The 20455-nt window shown below is 58.2% G+C and carries 18 protein-coding genes; 5 read left to right on the top strand and 13 right to left on the bottom strand.

Going from position 1 to position 20455, the window contains the following annotated elements; all coding sequences use genetic code 11:
• Window positions 1-35: 35 nt before the first annotated feature.
• Window positions 36-2051: an excinuclease ABC subunit UvrB gene (uvrB, locus tag ACTJJA_RS02590; RefSeq protein WP_238459206.1), complete on the bottom strand. Its 2016-nt coding sequence runs from the start codon at window positions 2049-2051 to the stop codon at window positions 36-38.
• Between the two features lie 752 nt (window positions 2052-2803).
• Between uvrB and ACTJJA_RS02585 the strand changes: the two genes are divergently transcribed.
• Window positions 2804-3526, top strand: coding sequence for an ABC transporter ATP-binding protein (locus ACTJJA_RS02585; protein WP_174340587.1), 723 nt, complete (start codon window positions 2804-2806; stop codon window positions 3524-3526).
• On the opposite strand, the gene bioD is transcribed toward ACTJJA_RS02585, so the two are convergent.
• From bioD to bioB, 4 genes are read right to left on the bottom strand one after another with little or no spacing between them, the layout of a single operon-like run.
• On the bottom strand, window positions 3489-4190 hold the full coding sequence (bioD, locus tag ACTJJA_RS02580; RefSeq protein ID WP_253179161.1) for a dethiobiotin synthase: 702 nt from the start codon (window positions 4188-4190) through the stop codon (window positions 3489-3491). The two genes, ACTJJA_RS02585 and bioD, sit on opposite strands and share 38 nt — an antisense overlap.
• Window positions 4183-4938: a malonyl-ACP O-methyltransferase BioC gene (bioC, locus tag ACTJJA_RS02575; RefSeq protein WP_440666011.1), complete on the bottom strand. Its 756-nt coding sequence runs from the start codon at window positions 4936-4938 to the stop codon at window positions 4183-4185. Before bioC ends, bioD begins: the two co-directional genes overlap by 8 nt.
• Window positions 4922-6079, bottom strand: coding sequence for an 8-amino-7-oxononanoate synthase (gene bioF / locus ACTJJA_RS02570; RefSeq protein ID WP_440666009.1), 1158 nt, complete (start codon window positions 6077-6079; stop codon window positions 4922-4924). The genes bioC and bioF overlap by 17 nt, the downstream gene beginning before the upstream one ends.
• Window positions 6076-7116 carry a biotin synthase BioB gene (bioB, locus tag ACTJJA_RS02565; RefSeq protein WP_440666007.1) on the bottom strand — a complete coding sequence of 347 codons (1041 nt, stop codon included), beginning with the start codon at window positions 7114-7116 and terminating at the stop codon, window positions 6076-6078. Before bioB ends, bioF begins: the two co-directional genes overlap by 4 nt.
• A 68-nt stretch (window positions 7117-7184) precedes the next feature.
• On the opposite strand from bioB, the gene bioA reads away from it, so the two are divergent.
• Entirely contained in the window at window positions 7185-8492 is a 1308-nt protein-coding gene (gene bioA, locus ACTJJA_RS02560) for an adenosylmethionine--8-amino-7-oxononanoate transaminase (protein ID WP_440666005.1), read from the top strand.
• Between the two features lie 48 nt (window positions 8493-8540).
• On the top strand, window positions 8541-9017 hold the full coding sequence (locus ACTJJA_RS02555; protein WP_008501131.1) for a kinase inhibitor: 477 nt from the start codon (window positions 8541-8543) through the stop codon (window positions 9015-9017).
• 84 nt (window positions 9018-9101) lie between these two features.
• Here ACTJJA_RS02555 and hutH read toward each other — a convergent pair whose 3' ends face one another.
• The 5 genes from hutH to hutI all read right to left on the bottom strand — a co-directional run bounded on the left by hutH (window position 9102) and on the right by hutI (window position 15347).
• Window positions 9102-10622: a histidine ammonia-lyase gene (gene hutH / locus ACTJJA_RS02550; protein ID WP_440666003.1), complete on the bottom strand. Its 1521-nt coding sequence runs from the start codon at window positions 10620-10622 to the stop codon at window positions 9102-9104.
• A complete protein-coding gene (hutU, locus tag ACTJJA_RS02545) occupies window positions 10622-12307 on the bottom strand; it encodes a urocanate hydratase (RefSeq protein WP_440666002.1) in 1686 nt (561 codons plus the stop codon). The genes hutH and hutU overlap by 1 nt, the downstream gene beginning before the upstream one ends.
• Before the next feature lie 127 nt (window positions 12308-12434).
• Window positions 12435-13169: a histidine utilization repressor gene (locus ACTJJA_RS02540; RefSeq protein WP_440666000.1), complete on the bottom strand. Its 735-nt coding sequence runs from the start codon at window positions 13167-13169 to the stop codon at window positions 12435-12437.
• A 19-nt stretch (window positions 13170-13188) separates the two neighbouring features.
• Entirely contained in the window at window positions 13189-14127 is a 939-nt protein-coding gene (hutG, locus tag ACTJJA_RS02535; protein ID WP_440665998.1) for a formimidoylglutamase, read from the bottom strand.
• Entirely contained in the window at window positions 14124-15347 is a 1224-nt protein-coding gene (gene hutI / locus ACTJJA_RS02530; protein WP_440665996.1) for an imidazolonepropionase, read from the bottom strand. Before hutI ends, hutG begins: the two co-directional genes overlap by 4 nt.
• A 223-nt stretch (window positions 15348-15570) precedes the next feature.
• On the opposite strand from hutI, the gene ACTJJA_RS02525 reads away from it, so the two are divergent.
• On the top strand, window positions 15571-16854 hold the full coding sequence (locus tag ACTJJA_RS02525; protein WP_218307898.1) for a putative acyl-CoA thioester hydrolase: 1284 nt from the start codon (window positions 15571-15573) through the stop codon (window positions 16852-16854).
• A gap of 53 nt (window positions 16855-16907) precedes the next feature.
• Here ACTJJA_RS02525 and tisB read toward each other — a convergent pair whose 3' ends face one another.
• Window positions 16908-16997: a type I toxin-antitoxin system toxin TisB gene (gene tisB / locus ACTJJA_RS02520; protein ID WP_023332440.1), complete on the bottom strand. Its 90-nt coding sequence runs from the start codon at window positions 16995-16997 to the stop codon at window positions 16908-16910.
• 443 nt (window positions 16998-17440) lie between these two features.
• Window positions 17441-18436, bottom strand: coding sequence for a 6-phosphogluconolactonase (gene pgl / locus ACTJJA_RS02515; protein WP_221550717.1), 996 nt, complete (start codon window positions 18434-18436; stop codon window positions 17441-17443).
• Between the two features lie 140 nt (window positions 18437-18576).
• On the opposite strand from pgl, the gene ACTJJA_RS02510 reads away from it, so the two are divergent.
• Window positions 18577-19395 carry a pyridoxal phosphatase gene (locus tag ACTJJA_RS02510; RefSeq protein ID WP_440665993.1) on the top strand — a complete coding sequence of 273 codons (819 nt, stop codon included), beginning with the start codon at window positions 18577-18579 and terminating at the stop codon, window positions 19393-19395.
• On the opposite strand, the gene modC is transcribed toward ACTJJA_RS02510, so the two are convergent.
• Entirely contained in the window at window positions 19396-20454 is a 1059-nt protein-coding gene (modC, locus tag ACTJJA_RS02505; RefSeq protein ID WP_216357192.1) for a molybdenum ABC transporter ATP-binding protein ModC, read from the bottom strand.
• Window position 20455 lies beyond the last annotated feature (1 nt).

The following is a 20455-nucleotide window of genomic DNA, read 5'->3' as shown; positions in this document are numbered from 1 at the left end:
TAGGCCCGGTAAGCGCAGCGCCACCGGGCAGAAAACTACGATGCTGCAATAAACAGATCCCGCAGCTGATGAAGCTGGTCGCGGATCTGCGCCGCTTCTTCGAACTCCAGGTTCTGCGCGTGCTGCATCATCTGTCCTTCCAGCTCGTGAATTTTCTGCTGCAGCGCTTTCGGCGTCAGCACGACGGTATCTTCTTCCACCACTGAGCGCGCCTTGCCGCGACCTTTCGCTTTGGTTTTGGCAATATTCTGGCCCAGCGCCAGGATATCCACCACCTTCTTGTTCAGACCCTGCGGCGTAATGCCGTGCTCTTCGTTGTAGCGCTGCTGTTTCTCGCGGCGGCGCTCCGTTTCACCAATCGCTTTCGCCATCGATGGGGTGATTTTGTCACCGTACAGAATCGCTTTACCGTTGACGTTACGCGCGGCGCGGCCAATGGTCTGGATCAGCGAACGCTCGGAACGCAGGAAGCCCTCTTTATCCGCATCCAGAATCGCCACCAGCGAGACTTCCGGCATATCCAGACCTTCTCGCAACAGGTTGATCCCCACCAGCACGTCAAACTCGCCCAGACGCAGATCGCGAATAATTTCCATGCGCTCGACGGTGTCGATATCCGAGTGCAGATAACGCACCTTCTCGCCGTGCTCTTCCAGATACTCGGTCAGGTCTTCCGCCATGCGTTTGGTGAGCGTGGTCACCAGCACGCGCTCGTTGATGGCGGAACGAGCGCGAATTTCCGAGAGCAGATCGTCCACCTGAGTCGCCACCGGACGAACTTCAATAATCGGGTCGAGCAGACCCGTTGGACGCACAACCTGATCGACAACGTCTTCACCGGATTTCTCCAGCTCGTAGTTGCCCGGCGTGGCCGAGACGTAAATGGTTTGCGGCGCGAGCGCCTCAAACTCTTCAAACTTCATCGGACGGTTATCCAGCGCCGACGGCAGGCGGAAGCCGTATTCCACCAGCGTCTCTTTACGCGCGCGGTCACCGCGGTACATCCCGCCGATCTGCGGGATCGTAACGTGGGATTCGTCGATCACCAGCAAACCGTCTGCCGGAAGGTAGTCAAACAGCGTCGGCGGCGGCTCGCCCGGCCCGCGTCCGGAGAGGAAGCGCGAGTAGTTTTCAATACCGGAGCAGTAGCCCAGCTCGTTCATCATCTCAAGGTCAAACTGGGTACGCTGGCTCAGGCGCTGCTCTTCCAGCAGCTTGTTGTTGGCCAGCAGCACCTTACGGCGCTCGGCCAGCTCCACTTTGATCTCTTCCATCGCCTGCACAATACGCTCGCGCGGCGTCACGTAGTGCGTTTTCGGGTAGATGGTGAAGCGCTGGATCACCGATTCAATGTGTCCGGTCAGCGGATCGAAGAGCGACAGGCGTTCAACCTCTTCGTCAAACAGCTCGACGCGCAGCGCCATATCGTCCGATTCCGCCGGGAAGATGTCGATCACCTCACCGCGCACGCGGAAGGTGCCGCGCTGGAAGGCCTGATCGTTACGGGCATACTGCAGCTCCGCCAGACGACGGACGATGGCGCGCTGGTCGATGATCATCCCCTGCGTCAGGTGCAGCATCATCTTGAGATAGAGATCCGGATCGCCCAGGCCGTAGATAGCGGAAACCGATGCGACAACCACAACATCGCGACGCTCCAGAAGCGCCTTAGTGGCCGACAGACGCATCTGCTCAATGTGTTCGTTCACGGAGGCATCCTTCTCGATGAAGGTGTCAGAGCTCGGCACATAGGCTTCTGGCTGGTAGTAATCGTAGTAGGAGACGAAATACTCCACCGCGTTGTCCGGGAAGAACTCTTTCATCTCACCATAAAGCTGCGCCGCCAGGGTTTTATTGGGTGCCAGCACCATCGTTGGGCGCTGGAGATCCGCAATCACGTTGGCGATGGTGAAGGTTTTACCTGACCCCGTCACACCTAATAGCGTCTGATGCGCCAGCCCATCTTCCAGCCCCTCTTCCAGACGGCGGATGGCCTCGGGCTGATCCCCCGAAGGACGGAAAGCAGAATTCAATTTGAACGGTTTACTCATGGGCGACAACCTGATGACGTTATAAGCGGCAGGTGAGTAATTTTACTCGTTGTTGCCAGGAATGCCAGTAAAAAACACTGGATGAAAAACCAGTAGCGTGGCAGGATATTTAGAGTAGCGCCTGGGGAATGAGCGCGATCCCGGTTGAAATGTAGACTGTGACAAAATAAAACACCAGCCTGACTCGGTTATCCCCAGAACTTTTCCTTTTTTAACATTTGTCAAGCCAGGTAATGATAGTTTTGTGGCAACGAGTGACAGTTTCATGACGGCAATTGATTTTATCTAACCAGTTAATTACTAAGCGATATTTTCTAAAGCCGTGTTTCGCATCAATTCGGGCGTAACCCGCGTATTCTCTCGCTTATCGCGTGTTTTCTAACTCTAATGCACATGGTTATCCACAGGAATAGTGGATAACTGCTTCCAGCCCGTACAGAGCGCCACTCGGCAAATTCCCGGTTTTTCCCACGAGGCGGCAACAAAAAATTTTTATAGCTATTTTTTGATGATAAACAGTTGAGTCATTCATAACCAACTCATGCGATCTCGCTCACAAATCCGCCATTTCACGCCCTGCACCATAATTCACCTCTTCCGGCACCGTTGATGTGCAATTCAAGGATCCGCACGACGATCCGCAGAGACTTATTCCTAAAAAAGCCCCTTTTTTAATCACTTTATGGTTTCTGGCAGGCGTTTTGCACAGTCGACTACGAGCGTCATCCATAAACATTTTTAAGGAGAGAAAGATGTTGAGTCTGCGTGCTGTGAATCAGTTTTACGGAAGCCAACATACGCTATGGAACCTGGATTTAGATTTTCCGCAAGGCATGTGTACAGGCGTCGTTGGCCTGCCGGGAATGGGCAAAACGACCCTGATGAACTGCATTACCGGAAAAGTGCCCGTCGAAAGCGGCACCATTATCTGGCATGAAGCCGGTGCGCCGCCGCGCGATTTGCTCAGCCAGGCGTCAGAGCACCGTTCCATGCCGGGCATAGGCTATGTGCCGCAGGACAGACGGATCTTTTCCCAGCTGACCATCGATGAGAATTTGCATATTGCGATGCAGGCCGTGGGGAAACCCGATCCTGAGGCGAAAAGAGATGTTTACGACCTGTTTCCGGCACTCTATGCGCTGCGGCAGGCCCGCGCCAACACGCTCTCTCCGGACGACCAGTATCAGCTGGCGCTGGCCAACGCGCTGGTGAACCGCCCGCGCCTGCTGATCCTCGATGAACCCCTGCACGGCGCAGGACACAGCTTCGCCCAGAAGCTGGGGCAGCTGCTGGTGCGCTTAAATCGGGAGCTGGGTATGACGGTGTTATTAGCGGAGCAACAGCTGTCGTTTATCCGCCGGGTTGCGGACCGTTTTTGCATGCTCTATCGCGGGCGTAACGTGGCGCAGGGCCACGTTAACGAACTGGATGACGAGCTTATCGCCCACTGGATGTCGCGGGAAGCAAGACGCTGAGGTCGAGGTAACACCCGGTATCGGCATTTTCCGCGCCGTCAGCAAGCCAGGGGATTTCCCCGAGGCACGGCGCGGGGAGCACGCGTTTGAGGGTCGCCAGATACTCCTGGTGTCGTTTCCCCGGCGCAACCACGTCGTTGGCTATCCAGCCCGCCAGACGCAGCCCGGCCTGCTGTACGGCCTGCGCCGTCAACATGGCGTGATTGATGCAGCCCAGCTTGACGCCGACGACCAGAATGACCGGAAGCTGCTCGGCCTGCACCCAGTCAGCAAAGGTGTTTTCTTCGGAAAGCGGCGTAAACCAGCCGCCAGCCCCCTCCACCAGCACCCAGTCGGCCTGGCTTTCCAGCGTCCGTAATCCGGCAGACAGCACGGCGAAATCAATCGGACGGCCTTCATCGGCGCTGATGATGTGTGGCGAGGTCGGCTCGGCAAAGGTGTACGGATTCACCGCTGAATAGGCAAGTTCACGCGTGCTGTTGCGCTGGAGCGCCAGCGCGTCGGTGTTGCGTAACCCTTCCGCCGTCATCTCGCTGCCGGAAGCAACAGGCTTATAGCCGGCGGTGTTTTTCCCAAGCTTTTGCGCCGCCTGCAGCAGCGCCGAGCTGGCAACCGTTTTGCCCACTTCCGTGTCCGTGCCGGTAACAAAATAACGTTCAGTCACGTTCGATAACCCCATGAAAAAGTTGATAAGAGAGCGGGAAATGACCCCGCTGCTGCGGCCAGGCCAGCTCCAGACGCTGCAGCTGTCCCCGGGTGAGCAGTTTTCTCTCCCGCCCGGCATGCAAGTGCGTGGCCCCGATGCCCTTCAGCGAGCGCATGGCGCTGAACGCATCGCTAAAATTGAGGGTGATGGTCTGTACCGTGCTGCGATAGCGCCAGCCTGCCAGCGCCTGCGTCACCTGTTCATGCGATAAAAAGCGGTTAGCGTGCGGCTGCTCATCCACCGCTTTCCACGCCTGATTCAGCTCAGGTAGCGAACTTTCCAGCAAGGTGGTAAAGGCCACCTTCCCGCCCGGTCGCGCCATGCGATAAAGCTCGCGTAAGGCCTGTGGCAGGCTGCTGCACCACTGGACCGCCAGATGACTCCAGACCAGATCGAACTGCGCATCCGCCAGCGGGATAGCCTCGATATCGGCCAGCAGATAGCAATCCGCTGCCTGCCTTTGACGCGCCTCGTCGAGCATCTGGTCTGAGAGGTCGATAGCCGTGACCTGGCTTCCCGTCCCGCGCCAGTAGCGGCTGTTGCTGCCGGGACCACAGCCCGCGTCCAGCACCTTCGGAAAACGATTTTCGCCAAGCGCGGCCAGAAGCCCCTCCGCGCTCTGACGCTGCAGTTCATCGTGCTGCGAATAGCTCTGCGCGGCCCGACCAAATGCCGCTGCAACGGCCTGTTTATTCACCGGCAACATGGAGCGCCTCCAGCAGCGTCTGGATATCCCGTGCGTCATGCGCCGCCGTCAGGGTTAAGCGCAGACGCGCGGTACCCGGCGGAACGGTTGGCGGGCGGATGGCGGTCACCCACATGCCGCGCTCGCGCAGCGCCTGTGCCAGCGCCAGCGCGCGGCCGTTTTCGCCGACAATCACCGGCTGGATAGCGCTCTGCGAATCGGGACTGTGGAAGGGCAGCGCCGCTAACCCCTGGCGGAAGCGGGAGATATGCTCTGCCAGCCGCTGGCGACGTTCATCCCCTTCTGCGCTGCGGATCACCGCCAGCGACGCAGACAGCGCCACGGCCTGCGCCGGAGGCATGCTGGTGCTGTAAATCAGGTGTCGGGCAAACTGCAGCAGATAGTCGGCGACCGAATCGCTGCACAGCACGGCGGCCCCGCTCACGCCGAAGCCTTTGCCGAAGGTGACAATCAGCAGTTCCGGCTTCACGTTTTGCTGATGCGCGCTGCCGCGCCCTTCGTCGCCCATCACGCCAATACCGTGGGCATCGTCCACCAGCAGCCAGGCGTTTTGCCGTTTTGCGGCCTCGTGCAGCGCGGCAAGCGGCGCGCTGTCACCGTCCATGCTGAACACCCCTTCCGTGACCGCCAGCTGCTGTCCGTCGCAGGGTAAATCCAGCAGCGCGGCGAGCTGCCCCGCATCGTTATGGGCAAAGCGGCGCAGCTGTGCCGGGCTTAAATTTGCCGCCTCCAGCAGCGAGGCGTGACTCAGGCGGTCAGCGACAATGCGGTCCTCTTTTTCCATCAGCGCGGTAATAACCGCCTGATTCGCGGCAAAGCCGGAGATAAACAGCAGCGCGCGCGGGTAGCCGAGCCAGTCGGCAAGCGTCTCTTCCAGCGCCTGATGCGCCGTGGTGTATCCGCTGACGTGTCCCGAGCCGCCGCTGCCCACGCCAAACCGCTCCGCACCCTGCTGCCAGGCGCGGATGATGGCCGGATGCTGGCTCAGCCCGAGATAATCGTTGCTGGAGAAATTACAAAACTGCCGCCCCTCGCGGGTAAGAAAACGGCCCGCGCCGTTTTCCACCACCCTGCGAACGCGAAACGCCTCTGCCGCCCGGCGTTCGTCCAGCGCGGTATTAATGCGTGCCTGCCAGGTCATACGGCTGCCGCGTTGTAGAACTGGTCGGTGTCGGCGTTGAAAATCTGCTGCTCCAGCTGCTGCTGTTGCTCGTTATCACCCGTCAGCACCTCGGCCTGGTGCGGGTTCAGCCCCAGCTTGCGGAACAGCTGAACGTCTTTGTCCTCTTCCGGGTTCGGCGTGGTCAGCAGCTTGCAGCCGTAGAAGATGGAGTTGGCCCCGGCCATAAAGCACATGGCCTGAGTTTGCTCACTCATCTGCTCGCGACCGGCGGAGAGGCGCACGAAAGAGGTCGGCATCATGATGCGCGCCACCGCGATGGTGCGGATAAAATCAAACGCATCCACGTCGTCGTTGTCCGCCATCGGCGTGCCTTTAACCTTCACCAGCATGTTGATCGGCACGCTTTCCGGCGGCGTCGGCAGGTTCGCCAGCTGCAGCAGCAGGCCCGCGCGGTCTTTCACCGTTTCGCCTAAGCCCACGATACCGCCGGAGCAGACCTTGATCCCCGCGTCACGCACTTTATCCAGCGTATCCAGACGCTCCTGATAGGTACGGGTGGTGATAACGTTGCCGTAAAACTCCGGCGAGGTATCGAGATTGTGGTTGTAGTAGTCCAGCCCCGCCGCGGAGAGGCGCTGCGCCTGCTCGTCGTTCAGCGTGCCGAGCGTCATACAGGCTTCGAGGCCCATCTCCTTCACGCCCTTCACCATCTGCTCCAGATACGGCATGTCGCGGTCGTGCGGGTTCTTCCACGCCGCGCCCATGCAGAAGCGGGTCGATCCGGCGTTTTTCGCCTTGCGCGCGGAGTCGAGCACCTGCTCAACTTCCATCAGCCGTTCGGATTCCAGGCCGGTTTTGTAGCGCGCGCTCTGCGGGCAATATTTGCAGTCTTCAGGACAGGCACCGGTCTTAATCGACAGCAGCGTGCTGACCTGAACATGGCGGGGATCGAAGTGCTGACGGTGCACCTGTTGGGCTTCGAACATCAGCTCAAGGAAAGGTTTGTTGAATAATTCAGTAACTTGCGACATCGTCCAGCGTGCGTGGTGAGCCATTGGGCTTCTCCAAAGGGTTTTGTTAATTTTCGGTTCGGTTTATACTCGTAAACCTAAAACTTTTCAAAATGGTTTACAAGTCGATTATGACCCAGGACGATCTCGCCTTCGACAAGCAGCATATCTGGCACCCTTACACCTCCACCACCCGCCCCCTTCCCGTCTATCCGGTGGCCTCGGCCCACGGCTGCGAGCTGCACCTCGCCAGCGGCGAGCGGCTCGTTGACGGGATGTCCTCCTGGTGGGCGGCCATTCACGGGTACAACCACCCGCGCCTGAATGCGGCGATGAAGACGCAGATTGACCAGATGTCGCACGTGATGTTTGGCGGGATCACCCATCAGCCCGCGGTGGATTTATGCCGTCGCCTGGTGGCGATGACGCCTGAATCGCTGGAGTGCGTGTTCCTGGCCGATTCCGGCTCCGTGGCGGTGGAAGTGGCGATGAAAATGGCGCTGCAGTATTGGCATGCCAAAGGCGAAACGCGCCAGCAGTTCCTCACTTTCCGCAACGGCTATCACGGGGATACCTTCGGGGCGATGTCGGTGTGCGATCCGGACAACTCCATGCACAGCCTGTGGAAGGGCTATCTGCCGGAAAACCTGTTTGCCCCAGCCCCGCAGAGCCGCTTCGACGGCGAGTGGAACGAGATGGACATGGTCGGTTTCGCGCGGCTGATGGCGGCGCATCGTCATAACATCGCCGCCGTGATCCTTGAGCCGATTGTGCAGGGCGCAGGCGGAATGCGGATGTACCACCCGGAATGGCTGAAACGTATTCGCAAGATGTGCGACCGCGAGGGCATTCTGCTGATTGCCGATGAGATCGCCACCGGCTTTGGCCGCACCGGCAAGCTGTTTGCCTGCGAGCATGCGGGAATTACGCCGGATATTCTGTGCCTGGGTAAAGCGCTGACCGGCGGCACCATGACGCTCTCCGCCACGCTAACCACCCGTCACGTTGCCGACACCATCAGCGACGGCGAGGCGGGCTGCTTTATGCACGGCCCGACGTTTATGGGCAACCCGCTGGCCTGTGCCGTCGCAAGCGAAAGCCTCGCCATTCTGGAAAGCGGTGAATGGCAGACGCAGGTGGCGGCGATTGAAGCACAGCTGAAAGAGGAGCTGAGCGCGGCCTCAGGTGTGAATTTTGTGGCGGACGTTCGCGTGCTGGGTGCCATCGGGGTAATTGAAACAACGCACCCGGTAAACATGGCGGCGCTGCAGCGCTTCTTCGTTGAGCAGGGCGTCTGGGTGCGTCCGTTCGGCAAGCTTATCTATCTGATGCCGCCGTACAGCATCACGCCAGAGCAGCTGCGTAAATTAACCGACGCGGTCGTTACAGCCGTTAACATTCCCGCGCATTTCACGATTTGACCCCATGCGTTACACTTCCTGAACGAGCGATCAACGAGGGTAAACCGTATGAAAATCATCAGTAAAGATCTGCGCGACGGCGAAAAGCTCCCGGAACGCCACGTATTCAACGGTATGGGCTATCAGGGAGACAATATCTCCCCGCACCTGGCGTGGGACGAGGTTCCGGCCGGAACCAAAAGCTTTGTCGTGACCTGCTACGACCCGGACGCGCCGACCGGCTCCGGCTGGTGGCACTGGATTGTGGCGAACCTGCCTGCCGACACGCGCGTGCTGCCGCAGGGTTCCGGCTCTGACCTGGTTGCCCTGCCTGAAGGCGCCATTCAGACGCGCACCGATTTTGGTAAAGCGGGCTACGGCGGTGCTGCGCCGCCAAAAGGGGAAACTCACCGCTATATCTTTACGGTGCACGCGCTGGATGTGGAGAAGATTGAGGTCGATGAAGGTGCGAGCGGCGCGATGGTAGGGTTTAACGTGCATTTCCATTCGCTTGGGAGCGCGTCGATTACGGCGATGTATTCGTAAAAAAAGCCGGGTGGCGGCTACGCCTTACCCGGCCTACATTTCGTATCCGTAGGCCCGGTAAGCGCAGCGCCACCGGGCAAAAAATCACAGTATGGAAGGCAACAACCCCACCAGACGCCCTTCTTCCAGAAGCTGCATCGCCTTATCAATATCCGGCGCAAAGAAGCGGTCATCATCGTAATGCGATACGTGCTCGCGCAGCGTCTGACGCGCCTGCTCCAGCAGCGGGCTGGACTTCAGCCCTTCACGCAGATCGATACCCTGACACGCCGCCAGCCATTCTACCGCCAGCACGCCACGGGTGTTGGAGGCCATCTCCCAGAGGCGACGCCCGGCAGCCGGTGCCATCGAGACATGGTCTTCCTGATTCGCAGAGGTAGGCAGGCTGTCCACGCTGTGCGGGTGCGACAGGGCTTTGTTCTCGCTTGCCAGCGCCGCCGCGGTCACCTGCGCAATCATAAAGCCCGAGTTGACCCCGCCGTTACGCACCAGGAACGGTGGCAGCTGGGACATATGTTTATCCATCATCAGCGCAATGCGACGCTCGGACAACGCACCGATTTCGGCAATCGCCAGCGCGATATTGTCCGCCGCCATTGCCACCGGCTCGCCGTGGAAGTTCCCCCCGGAGACCACCTCGTTTTCCTCGGCGAACACCAGCGGGTTATCGGATACCGCGTTGGCTTCCACCAGCAGTACTTCTGCCGCCTGGCGCAGCTGCGTCAGGCACGCTCCCATCACCTGTGGCTGACAGCGCAGTGAATACGGGTCCTGCACCTTGTCACAGTTGTGGTGTGAATCCGCGATTTCACTGGTGTCGGCAAGCACATGACGGTACATGCTGGCCGCGTCAATCTGTCCGCGCTGGCCGCGCACGTCGTGGATGCGGGCATCAAACGGTCGACGCGAGCCCAGCACGGCTTCGGTGGTCAACGCACCGGACACCACCGCCGAGGCAAACAGATCTTCAGCCTCAAACAGGCCGCGCAGCGCGAAAGCGGTCGACGCCTGCGTGCCGTTGAGCAGCGCCAGCCCCTCTTTCGCCGCCAGAGTAATCGGGTTTAACCCGGCTTTTTTCAGCGCCTCTTTTGCGGGGAGCCATTCGCCCTGCCAGCGCGCTTTACCTTCACCCAGCAGCAGCAGCGACATGTGCGCCAGCGGGGCCAGATCCCCGGAAGCACCAACGGAACCTTTCGCCGGGATCCACGGATAGACCTGCGCATTGACCAGCGCCATCAGCGCCTGGATGACGCTCAGGCGAATGCCGGAGAAGCCGCGCGCCAGGCTGTTGATTTTGAGTACCATCATCAGACGGACAATCTCATCATCCAGCGGCTGGCCGACGCCCGCCGCGTGTGACAGCACCAGCGAGCGCTGTAAGTTTTCCAGATCGTGCGTCGCGATGCGGGTTTGCGCCAGCAGTCCAAAGCCGGTGTTAATCCCGTAGGCCGTGCGCCCTTCGGCAACGATGGCTTCGACGCAGGCGACGCTGTCGTTAATGGCGGCGTGGGCGCTTTCATCCAGCGAGAGCGTAACCGGCTGGCGCCAGACGCTACGCAGCTGTTTGAGCGTCAGCGAGCCGGGAGTGAGTGTTAATGCATTCATTATTGCTTTCCTTGTGTGGCAGGGATCATCGGCAGGTTCAGCCCCTGCTCTTTGGCACAGTCAATGGCAATCTCATAACCCGCATCCGCGTGACGCATCACGCCGGTGGCCGGGTCGTTGTGCAGCACGCGAGCGATACGCGCGGCGGCTTCGTCGGTTCCGTCACAGACGATGACCATCCCGGAATGCTGGGAGAAGCCCATCCCCACGCCGCCGCCGTGGTGCAGCGATACCCAGGTCGCGCCGCTGGCGGTATTCAACAGAGCGTTCAGCAATGGCCAGTCGGAGACGGCATCCGAACCGTCGCGCATGGCTTCGGTTTCGCGGTTCGGGCTGGCAACAGAGCCGGAGTCCAGATGGTCGCGGCCGATAACAATCGGCGCGGAGACTTCGCCGCTGCGCACCATTTCGTTGAAGGCGAGGCCCAGTTTTTGCCGCCACTCCAGCCCTACCCAGCAGATACGCGCCGGCAGGCCCTGGAAGTTAATACGCTCGCGGGCCATGTCCAGCCAGCGATGCAGGTGTTCGTCGTCGGCGACGATCTCCTTCACTTTGGCGTCGGTTTTGTAGATGTCCTCCGGGTCGCCGGACAGGGCAACCCAGCGGAACGGACCGATGCCGCGGCAGAACAGCGGGCGGATATAGGCCGGGACGAACCCCGGGAAGTCGAAGGCGTTACTCACGCCCATCTCTTTCGCCATCTGGCGGATGTTGTTGCCGTAATCAAAAGTCGGAATGCCCATCCGGCTAAAGGCCAGCATGGCGGAGACGTGTTCTGCCATGGAACGTTTAGCGGCAAGCACCGTGCCTTCCGGGTCGGTTTCCGCTTTTTGCTGATAGGCTTCCCACGTCCAGCCTTTCGGCAGGTAACCGTGGAGCGGGTCGTGCGCGCTGGTCTGGTCGGTCACTAAATCAGGACGCACGCCGCGAGCAACCAGCTCAGGAAGAACATCCGCCGCGTTGCCGCACAGGGCAATCGAGACCGCTTTGCCTTCGGCGGTATATTTTTTGATACGCGCCAGCGCATCATCCAGGCTGGTCGCCTGCTCGTCGACGTAACGGGTACGCAGGCGGAAATCAATACGGCTCTGCTGGCACTCAATGTTTAGCGAGCAGGCACCGGCAAGCGTGGCGGCCAGCGGCTGCGCGCCGCCCATGCCGCCCAAACCGGCGGTCAGCACCCAGCGGCCTATCAGCGAACCGTTATAGTGCTGGCGACCGGCTTCCACGAAGGTTTCGTAAGTACCCTGCACAATCCCCTGGCTGCCGATGTAGATCCAGCTCCCGGCGGTCATCTGGCCATACATCGCCAGCCCTTTCGCATCAAGCTCGTTGAAGTGTTCCCAGGTGGCCCAGTGCGGCACCAGGTTAGAGTTGGCAATCAGCACGCGCGGCGCGTTTTTGTGGGTTTTGAATACGCCAACCGGCTTGCCGGACTGCACCAGCAGGGTTTCGTCAGCTTCAAGGTTGGTGAGGGACTCGACAATGGCGTCATAGCACTCCCAGTTGCGCGCGGCGCGGCCAATGCCGCCGTAGACCACCAGCTCGTGGGGATTTTCCGCTACCTCAGGATCAAGGTTGTTCATCAACATGCGCAGCGGTGCTTCGGTGAGCCAGCTTTTGGCGGTAAGCGTGGTGCCGCGCGGCGCGCGAACGTCCTGCTGGCGGTATTTACCTGACGACATTGTGTGCTCCTCATACGGGACAGATGATGCATTAAGATATACTTGTATAGACAAGCACACACAAGGTCAGATTTAACAAAAAAGATACAATTTTGTTATATTGCGTTAGCGATCACGCTTATAAAACTTATGACATAAAGTGGCCCTGCAGCCGGTAACGGTCACCGGGAAACAGCAGTCTGGCATGCGACACAATCTGCGAGGATGACCAGGTGCGGCGGCGAATAAGCAGGCAAGGGTCGTGCTCTTTGATGCGCAACAACTCGCACTCCTGCGGCGTGGCGCGAACCGCCTCCACAATGTGCTCCCCTTCCGTCAGCGGGGCGACGAGCGAGAGATACGCATGCGGCGTGGTTCGGGTGTAATCCTGATTCAGATAGTCCGGGATCCGTTCAGCGTTCACGCAGCGATCTTCAATCTGCACCGGAATGTCGTTCTCAAAATGCACCATCACCGAATGGAAAATGCGGCTTCCCTCTTTCACATTCAGCTCTACGGCCTGCTCGGCGCTGGCCTGAGTCTCTTCGAGCACCAGCACCTCACAGCGGTGCTGGTGATTTCGCGAGGTTATCTCATCGGCAATACTGCGAATTTCAAACAGCGCTGACTGCCCTTTTGGTTCCGCCACAAACGTCCCCACGCCCTGAAGGCGTACCAGAAGCCCTTCGTCGGTCAGTTCGCGCAGCGCCCGGTTGACGGTCATGCGGCTAAAACCAAACTGCGCCACCAGATCGGCCTCCGAGGGAATCCGGTCGTGCGGCCGCCAGACGCCGGTGGCAATTTTTTCGCTAATGGCCTGCTTCACCTTTTCGTAGAAAGGCGCGGGAGGGCTCGACGGCGGCAGAGGTGAGCGTGAAAACATCGTGACTCCTTGAATAGTGTTATGCCCACCAGTGAGCAATTTGCCAGGCCAGACGGGCGGCAAGCTTTGCGCCCTGCCCATCGCGGTCGTACTGCGGGTTAAATTCTACCAGATCGGCGGCCTGCAGTTTTCCACTGCGGCAGATGCGTTCGATGACCGGCATAAGATCCAGCGCCGGTATGCCCAGTGCCGCAGGGGCCGAGACGGCGGGCATTTCTCCCGCAGGGAGAACGTCCAGGTCAATCGTGAGATAAACGCGATCGGCCTGCGCCAGCACCTTTTCCAGTGAAGGGAGCGCATCACGCCTGAAATGCAGATCCTCCACCAGCGTGACGTTAAGACGTTCCGCCTCATCCCACAACGCCAGCGTGTTCGCCGCCCGGCTCACGCCAAAGCAGGCGTACTGAAATTCCCGCCCGCGCTCATCGCAGTAATTCGCCAGCTGACGAAACGGCGTGCCTGACGTGGCCTGATCGGCTTTGCGCAGATCGAGATGGGCATCAAGGTTGATAATGGCAACCCGCTCGTTCGGAAAAGCGTCCAGCACGCCGCGGCCGTGCGCCCACGCGGTTTCATGCCCGCCGCCGAACACCAGCGTGCGCATCCCGGACTGCTGGCATTGCACCACCGCATCGCTTAATGCCCGCTGCGCGGCTTCAAGAACTGTGCCCTTGAGATAAATTGAGCCCATATCCACAAGCCGCTCATGTCCCTGATGGCTTGCCATGTTCGCGAGCGCCCGGCGAAGTGTATCGGGTGCCTGCACCGCGCCGGGTCTGCCGTGATTGCGCTTCACCCCTTCATCACATTCAAAGCCTATCAGGCCAATGCCTGAAGGCGCAGGTGAAAACGCTTTAGGTTGCTGAATAATCTGGAAAATGCGTTTTGCATTAGTGGCTTCAACGCTGTCGTCGCGCCCCTGCCAGATCTGCGGTGATGTGGACCGCCACAGTGTCATAGCGCTTTCCCCCGAAAGACGCGTTGATACAAAGGATTACGTCCCGGTTCATAAACCATTTCCACCGGATTTTTTGCATCCCAGACGATAAAATCCGCCACGTATCCGGCCTTTAATTGCCCGTGCGTGGCGCCGCGCCCCAGCGCCTGCGCCGCATGTCGCGTTACGCCAGCCCAGGCCTCTTCCGGCGTGAGGCCGAACTGGACGCAGGCCATGTTCATCGCCAGGTGCAGGCTGGCAAACGGGCTGGTGCCGGGGTTGTAGTCGGTAGCGACGGCCATCGGGACCCCCAGTTTTCTGAGCTGTTCAACCGGCGGACGCTGACGCTCCTGAAGGAAATAGAACGCCCCCGGCAACAGGACGGCAACCGTGCCGCTTTCCGCCATCGCCTGTACGCCTGCGTCATCGAGATACTCAATGTGATCGGCGGAAAGCCCCTTGTATCGGCTGACCAGCGCCGCGCCGCCCTGATTCGACAGCTGCTCGACGTGCCCTTTCACCGGGATACCGAGCGCGGTGGCAGCCTGGAAGAGTCGCTCGGTTTGCGACGGGGTAAAGCCGACGTTTTCACAAAACACATCGACTGCTTCATATAACTCTTTTTGCCACAGCGTGGGCACGATCTGCTCGCAGACCAGCGTGAGGTACGCATCCGGATCCTGCCGGTATTCCGCCGGAACCGCATGGGCCGCCAGCAGCGTTGGGCTGATATCAATCGGATTATTGAGACTCAGCTGGCGCGCAACCTGCAGCATCTTCTCTTCGGCTTCGGCGTTTAGCCCGTATCCCGATTTGATTTCAACCGTGGTCACACCTTCATTCATCAGTCGCTGGAGCCGCTGTTGCGCCAGTTCTAGCAGGGTTTCCGGCGAGCTGCTACGCGTCGCCGTCACGGTGGCGTTAATCCCGCCCCCCTGCGCGCTAATGGTCTGGTAAGACACACCGTTCAGACGCTGCTCCCACTCTGCCGCGCGGTCGCCGCCAAACACCAGATGGGTATGGCAGTCAATCAGGCCTGGCGTGACCAGACGCCCCTGAAGATCGACGCTGTGACGGTGTCCGGAAGGCAGTTCAGACTCTGGAACAACGGCCAGAAGGGTTTGGCCCCTGACCACCAGAGCGTGTTGTTCTTTCAGGCCATAAGATTCCGGCTCGCCAGCAACCATTGTTGCCAGCCGCGCATTTCGCCATATCACATCGTCGGGATGAAGCTGCTGCATGGGGATTCCACTTGTCATGGGTTGTATAGACATTTATTTTCATCTGCTGTCTGGTGTCAACCGCATTCATGGAAAATGTTATTTATTTGTGATGACTTCCCCGCCCCCTGAGGGTAAAAACGCAACTTTTACCCTTTTTATCTTCCCGTTTCGCTCAACTTAGTATAAAAAAGCAGGCTATTTCGTCTATCCCGTTAAGACTTGCATACCCAGGAGCTTCACCTTGAACATTTCCAGGATTTCCCGTCTGGCGTTAGCACTTGCCTTTGGCGTGACTTTATCCGCTTGCAGCTCAACCCCGCCGGATCAGCGACCTTCTGAGCAGGTAGCGCCGGGGACCTCATCTCGCCCGATCCTGTCCGCCGATGAAGCGAAAAACTTCACCCAGGCACGTTACTTCACGGCGATGGATCCCAATGCTGCACCGTGGACACCGTCTTCTATTACCCTGCCAAAACAGCCAAACTTCGTTGTGGGTCCGGCTGGGGCGCAGGGCGTAACCCATACCTCTATCCAGGCGGCAGTTGACGCGGCTATCACTAAACACAGCGCATCGCGTCAGTACATCGCGATCCTGCCAGGTGAATATGAAGGTACCGTTTACGTGCCAGCGGCGCCGGGCAGCATTACGATTTATGGTCTGGGCGAAAAAGCGCTCGACGTGAAAATTGGTCTGGCGATTGATTCCGAAATCGACACCACTACCTGGCGTCACCTGGTGAACCCGGCCGGGAAATACATGCCGGGTAAACCTGCGTGGTATATGTTTGATAACTGCCAGAGCAAGCGCGCCGCCACCATTGGCGTGATGTGCTCAGCGGTGGTCTGGTCGCAGAATAACGGTCTGCAATTGCAGAACCTGACCATTCAAAATACCCTGGGTGACAGCGTTGACGCGGGTAATCATCAGGCCGTGGCTCTGCGCAGCGATGGCGACAAGGTACAGATTAACAACGTGAATATTCTGGGTCGCCAGAACACCTTCTTCGTGACCAATAGCGGTGTGCAGAACACCCTGCAAAATAATCGCCTGACCCGTACCCTGGTGACCAACAGCTACGTTGAAGGCGACGTGGATCTGGTCTCTGGTCGTGGCGCAGTAGTGTTTGATAACACCGACTTCCGCGTGGTGAACTCGCGTACGCAGCAGGAAGGTTATGTGTTTGCGCCGGCAACCCAGTCGAACCTCTTCTTCGGCTTCCTGGCCGTGAACAGCCGCTTTAATGCTGCCGGTGACGGCGTGGCGCAGCTGGGCCGCTCTCTGGATGTGGACTCTGCCACTAACGGCCAGGTCGTGATCCGCGACAGCGTGATCAATGAAGGCTTCAATATGGCGAAGCCGTGGGCTGATGCCGCGATCTCAAAACGTCCGTTCTCCGGCAATACCGGTGCGGTGGATGATAAAGGGAATGTGCAGCGCAACCTGAACGACGCTAGCTTCAACCGCATGTGGGAATACAACAACCGCGGTGTGGGTAGCAAAGTGGTTGCTGAACAGAAGCAGTAAGATGAGAGTAAAAGGGGGAGTTTTAATCCCCCTTTTTACTGCGACTGAATGCGTCAGGCACCAAACTTAAGATACGCATCCAATAGTTGCATAATCGCAACCATGAGTTGCAGGAACAGAATTGCCCATTCCACACCGCTCATACGCCACTCCTTTGGTATAGAGCACTTCTCCTCTGATTTACCTTTCCGCTGCCTGTCACCAGAGGTGTGTTGGTTATGTTTTGAGGTGCTCCGCAGTTAAGGCACCGTCGGCACCACCCGACAGCCAGGACTTAAAAAGGAGCCTGAATTGCGGAACTGCAGCACATCAAACCAACGGACAGAATGATATCAAATCACCACTGTACATAAAAACAGATAAAATCAGTTTAGGAATTTATAAAGTAATATCACCTAAGCAAATGATTATTCTATAATTACTAATTTCTGATCATTCCGTATTCTCTTTTCTTTGTTGACGATGAATTTACATCGCCTTAAGCCAATATTATGATGATCAGGTTGGTTATGTTTTGATGTGCTCACCCGGCTACCACCGGGCATAAAAAAACCTCGCATTCGCGAGGTTTTTTGTTTTTAGCCGCTTAGTGAGCGTTTACCACTACCCACATTGGCCCCTGGCCGACGGCATAACGCCCTTTCTCTTCCAGCAGCCCCTGCTCGCCTTTGATTTCATACAGCGCGATATGGTGGGATTTCTGCCCCGCCGCAATCAGGTATTTGCCGCTGTGATCGATATTAAAGCCGCGCGGCTGGGTTTCCGTTGGCTGGAAGCCCTCAATCGCCAACACGCTGCCATCTTCAGAGACGCTAAAGACGGTAATCAGGCTGGAGGTACGATCGCACGCATACAGATGACGACCATCCGGCGTAATGTGGATATCGGCCGCCCAGCGGGTGTCGGAGAAGTCAGACGGCATCATATCCAGCGTTTGCACGCACTCAATCTGACCGTTTGGATCTTTCAATTCCCACACGTCTACTGAGCTGTTCAGTTCGTTAACCACATACGCATATTGCTGATTCGGGTGGAAGACCATATGGCGCGGACCCGCGCCTTCTACGGTCGTCACTTCGGCAGGGTTTTGTGCCACCAGATGCCCGTCATCGCTCAGGGTAAACAGGCAGATGCGATCCTGCTTCAGGGCAGGCACCCACAGCGTACGGTTGTCCGGGGAGATATTCGCCGAGTGGCAGCCTTCCAGCCCTTCCACCACCTCGACGGTGTCCAGCGGAATACCGTCCTCAAGACGGGTCACGCTGACGCAGCCCGCATTATAGGAACCGCTGAAGATGAAGCGTCCTTTGCGATCGGTAGAGATATGGGTAGGACTCCCCGGCAGCGGTGCTTCGGCGGTGTAGGTCAGTGCGCCATCATCGGGGGAGATACGGTACGCCAGCACGCGGAACTCAGGACGCACGCCAACATAGAGAAAACGTTTATCCGGGCTGACGACCATTGGCTGTACTTGCCCCGGAACATCAACAACCTGAACCAGCGTGAGCGAACCTTCTGCATTCAAACGCCAGACGTGGATCTGCTGACTTTCAGGACTGGCGGTATAAACGGTTTGTTTCATGAATACTCCTTTCCTCACTGCACGTGAAAGTGATTATTTTTAACGGTGAATGCTGAATTTTAGCCAGGAATTTTGCAGCGATTTACTCTCGGTGTAACATCCCCTGAGACCTAAAATTCAACATTAACCCGGAAGAACAAATGACCTCGCGTGTGATTGCACTGGATTTAGACGGAACATTACTTACCCCTCAGAAAACCCTGCTCCCCTCTTCTCTTGAAGCGCTCAAGCGTGCGCAGGAAGTGGGATATCAACTCTTTATCGTAACGGGTCGACATCACGTTGCCATTCATCCTTTTTATCAGGCACTGGCGTTAGATACACCTGCAATTTGTTGTAACGGCACCTATTTGTATGATTATCATGCAAAAAAGGTTTTGGCATCCGATCCGCTGCCGGTTCCTCAGGCGCTGCAATTGATTGATCTGCTGGATGAGCACGCCATTCACGGCCTGATGTATGTGGATAACGCGATGATGTATGAGCGCCCGACCGGCCATGTGGTACGCACCAGCAACTGGGCGCTTTCCCTGCCAGAAGCGCAGCGCCCCGTCTTTACGCAAGTTTCCTCTCTGCGTCAGGCAGCACAGGATGTTGAGGCCATCTGGAAATTCGCCCTGACGGATGAAGACACCACCAAACTGAACGCCTTTGCGAAGCACATCGAGGAGACGCTGGGTCTGGAGTGCGAATGGTCCTGGCACGATCAGGTGGATATTGCCCGCAAAGGTAACAGCAAAGGCAAACGCCTGACGCAGTTTGTGGAATCTCAGGGCTGGTCGATGCAGGATGTGATCGCCTTTGGCGATAACTACAACGACATCAGCATGCTCGAAGCCGCAGGAACGGGCGTGGCGATGGGCAATGCCGACGACGCGGTCAAAGCGCGCGCTAACGTAGTGATTGGCGACAACACCACCGACAGCATCGCACAGTACATTTATACCCACCTGCTGTAATCAGGCGGTGATCGAGACGCTCTTGATTTGCGCGTAAAGCCACAGGCCGGGTTTGATGCCTAACTCATCCCTGGCCCACGGGCTGATGCGCGCCCAGAGCGTCCTGCTGCCAACCTCAAGCTTCACTTCCACCTGCCCGTTATCGTCAAAACACTCGGCCACTTTGGCGCGCAGAATATTTCGGATACTGGTTTGCAGCGGCGGCTGCAGCACCAGCGAGACGTCCGACGCCTGGATGCGAATTCTCAGCGCGGACTGTAACGGTTTGTCGATTTTATTGACCCAAAGATGCTGATCGCCCAGCGCCAGCGCGGTCATCGCGTAGTGCGGATGGTGTTCCAGTACGCTCACTTTCAGGATACTGCTCTGCTGCTCTTTCGGGAGCCACGGGTGCATCACGCTGCTGCCCCACACCTCTTCCAGGCTGCCGAAGGCCTTCACGCTGCCCTCTTCCAGCACCAGCACCTTGTCTGCCAGATGCAAAATCTCATCCAGGGAATGGCTCACGTAGAGCATCGGAATATTGATTTCCCGCGCCAGACGTTGCAGATACGGCAACAGCTCACGCTTGCGTGGGATATCCAGCGAGGCAAGCGGTTCGTCCAGCAGCAGCAGCTCCGGCGCGGTCAAAATGGCACGCCCTATCGCCACGCGCTGCTTCTCGCCGCCCGAGAGCGAGGAAGGTAGCCTGTCCAGCAGCGGTTCAATGCCTAACAGAGCCACCAGCTTATCAAACTGCGTAGCCATGCTTTTCGCCATGCCGTAGCGCAAGTTGCCGCGCACGCTGTAGTGCGGGAATAGCCGCGCATCCTGAAAAACGTAACCAATGCGGCGTTTGTCCGGAGAGAGGTAGACCTTACTTTCTACGTCATTTAAAACGCGGTTATTCAGGACAATACGTCCGGACTGCGGGCGCGTCAGGCCGCTGATAGCATTAATCAGCGACGTTTTCCCCGCACCGGAAACGCCAAATATGGCGGTAATGCCGCTTGCCGGCAGCGTCTCGTTAAGCGTAAGGGTATGGTTTCCCAGCGTCTGGGTGAAATTGAGTTCAAGCATG

This window comes from Enterobacter sp. 22452 (assembly GCF_052045065.1).
GTDB lineage: Bacteria > Pseudomonadota > Gammaproteobacteria > Enterobacterales > Enterobacteriaceae > Enterobacter > Enterobacter mori.
This window is presented reverse-complemented; position numbering and strand designations above follow the sequence as displayed.

Excerpts from the sequence above, each read along its gene's own strand:
- ACTJJA_RS02540 (WP_440666000.1), bottom strand. The coding sequence starts at position 13,169 with ATGTTTTCACGCTCACCTCTGCCGCCGTCGAGCCCTCCCGCGCCTTTC.
- ACTJJA_RS02585 (WP_174340587.1), top strand. The coding sequence starts at position 2,804 with ATGTTGAGTCTGCGTGCTGTGAATCAGTTTTACGGAAGCCAACATACG.
- hutI (WP_440665996.1), bottom strand. The coding sequence starts at position 15,347 with ATGCAGCAGCTTCATCCCGACGATGTGATATGGCGAAATGCGCGGCTG.
- uvrB (WP_238459206.1), bottom strand. The coding sequence starts at position 2,051 with ATGAGTAAACCGTTCAAATTGAATTCTGCTTTCCGTCCTTCGGGGGAT.
- pgl (WP_221550717.1), bottom strand. The coding sequence starts at position 18,436 with ATGAAACAAACCGTTTATACCGCCAGTCCTGAAAGTCAGCAGATCCAC.
- tisB (WP_023332440.1), bottom strand. The coding sequence starts at position 16,997 with ATGAGCGGTGTGGAATGGGCAATTCTGTTCCTGCAACTCATGGTTGCG.
- hutH (WP_440666003.1), bottom strand. The coding sequence starts at position 10,622 with ATGAATGCATTAACACTCACTCCCGGCTCGCTGACGCTCAAACAGCTG.
- bioF (WP_440666009.1), bottom strand. The coding sequence starts at position 6,079 with ATGACCTGGCAGGCACGCATTAATACCGCGCTGGACGAACGCCGGGCG.
- hutG (WP_440665998.1), bottom strand. The coding sequence starts at position 14,127 with ATGACACTGTGGCGGTCCACATCACCGCAGATCTGGCAGGGGCGCGAC.
- hutU (WP_440666002.1), bottom strand. The coding sequence starts at position 12,307 with ATGTCGTCAGGTAAATACCGCCAGCAGGACGTTCGCGCGCCGCGCGGC.
- modC (WP_216357192.1), bottom strand. The coding sequence starts at position 20,454 with ATGCTTGAACTCAATTTCACCCAGACGCTGGGAAACCATACCCTTACG.
- ACTJJA_RS02555 (WP_008501131.1), top strand. The coding sequence starts at position 8,541 with ATGAAAATCATCAGTAAAGATCTGCGCGACGGCGAAAAGCTCCCGGAA.
- bioA (WP_440666005.1), top strand. The coding sequence starts at position 7,185 with ATGGTTTACAAGTCGATTATGACCCAGGACGATCTCGCCTTCGACAAG.
- bioB (WP_440666007.1), bottom strand. The coding sequence starts at position 7,116 with ATGGCTCACCACGCACGCTGGACGATGTCGCAAGTTACTGAATTATTC.
- bioC (WP_440666011.1), bottom strand. The coding sequence starts at position 4,938 with ATGTTGCCGGTGAATAAACAGGCCGTTGCAGCGGCATTTGGTCGGGCC.
- ACTJJA_RS02510 (WP_440665993.1), top strand. The coding sequence starts at position 18,577 with ATGACCTCGCGTGTGATTGCACTGGATTTAGACGGAACATTACTTACC.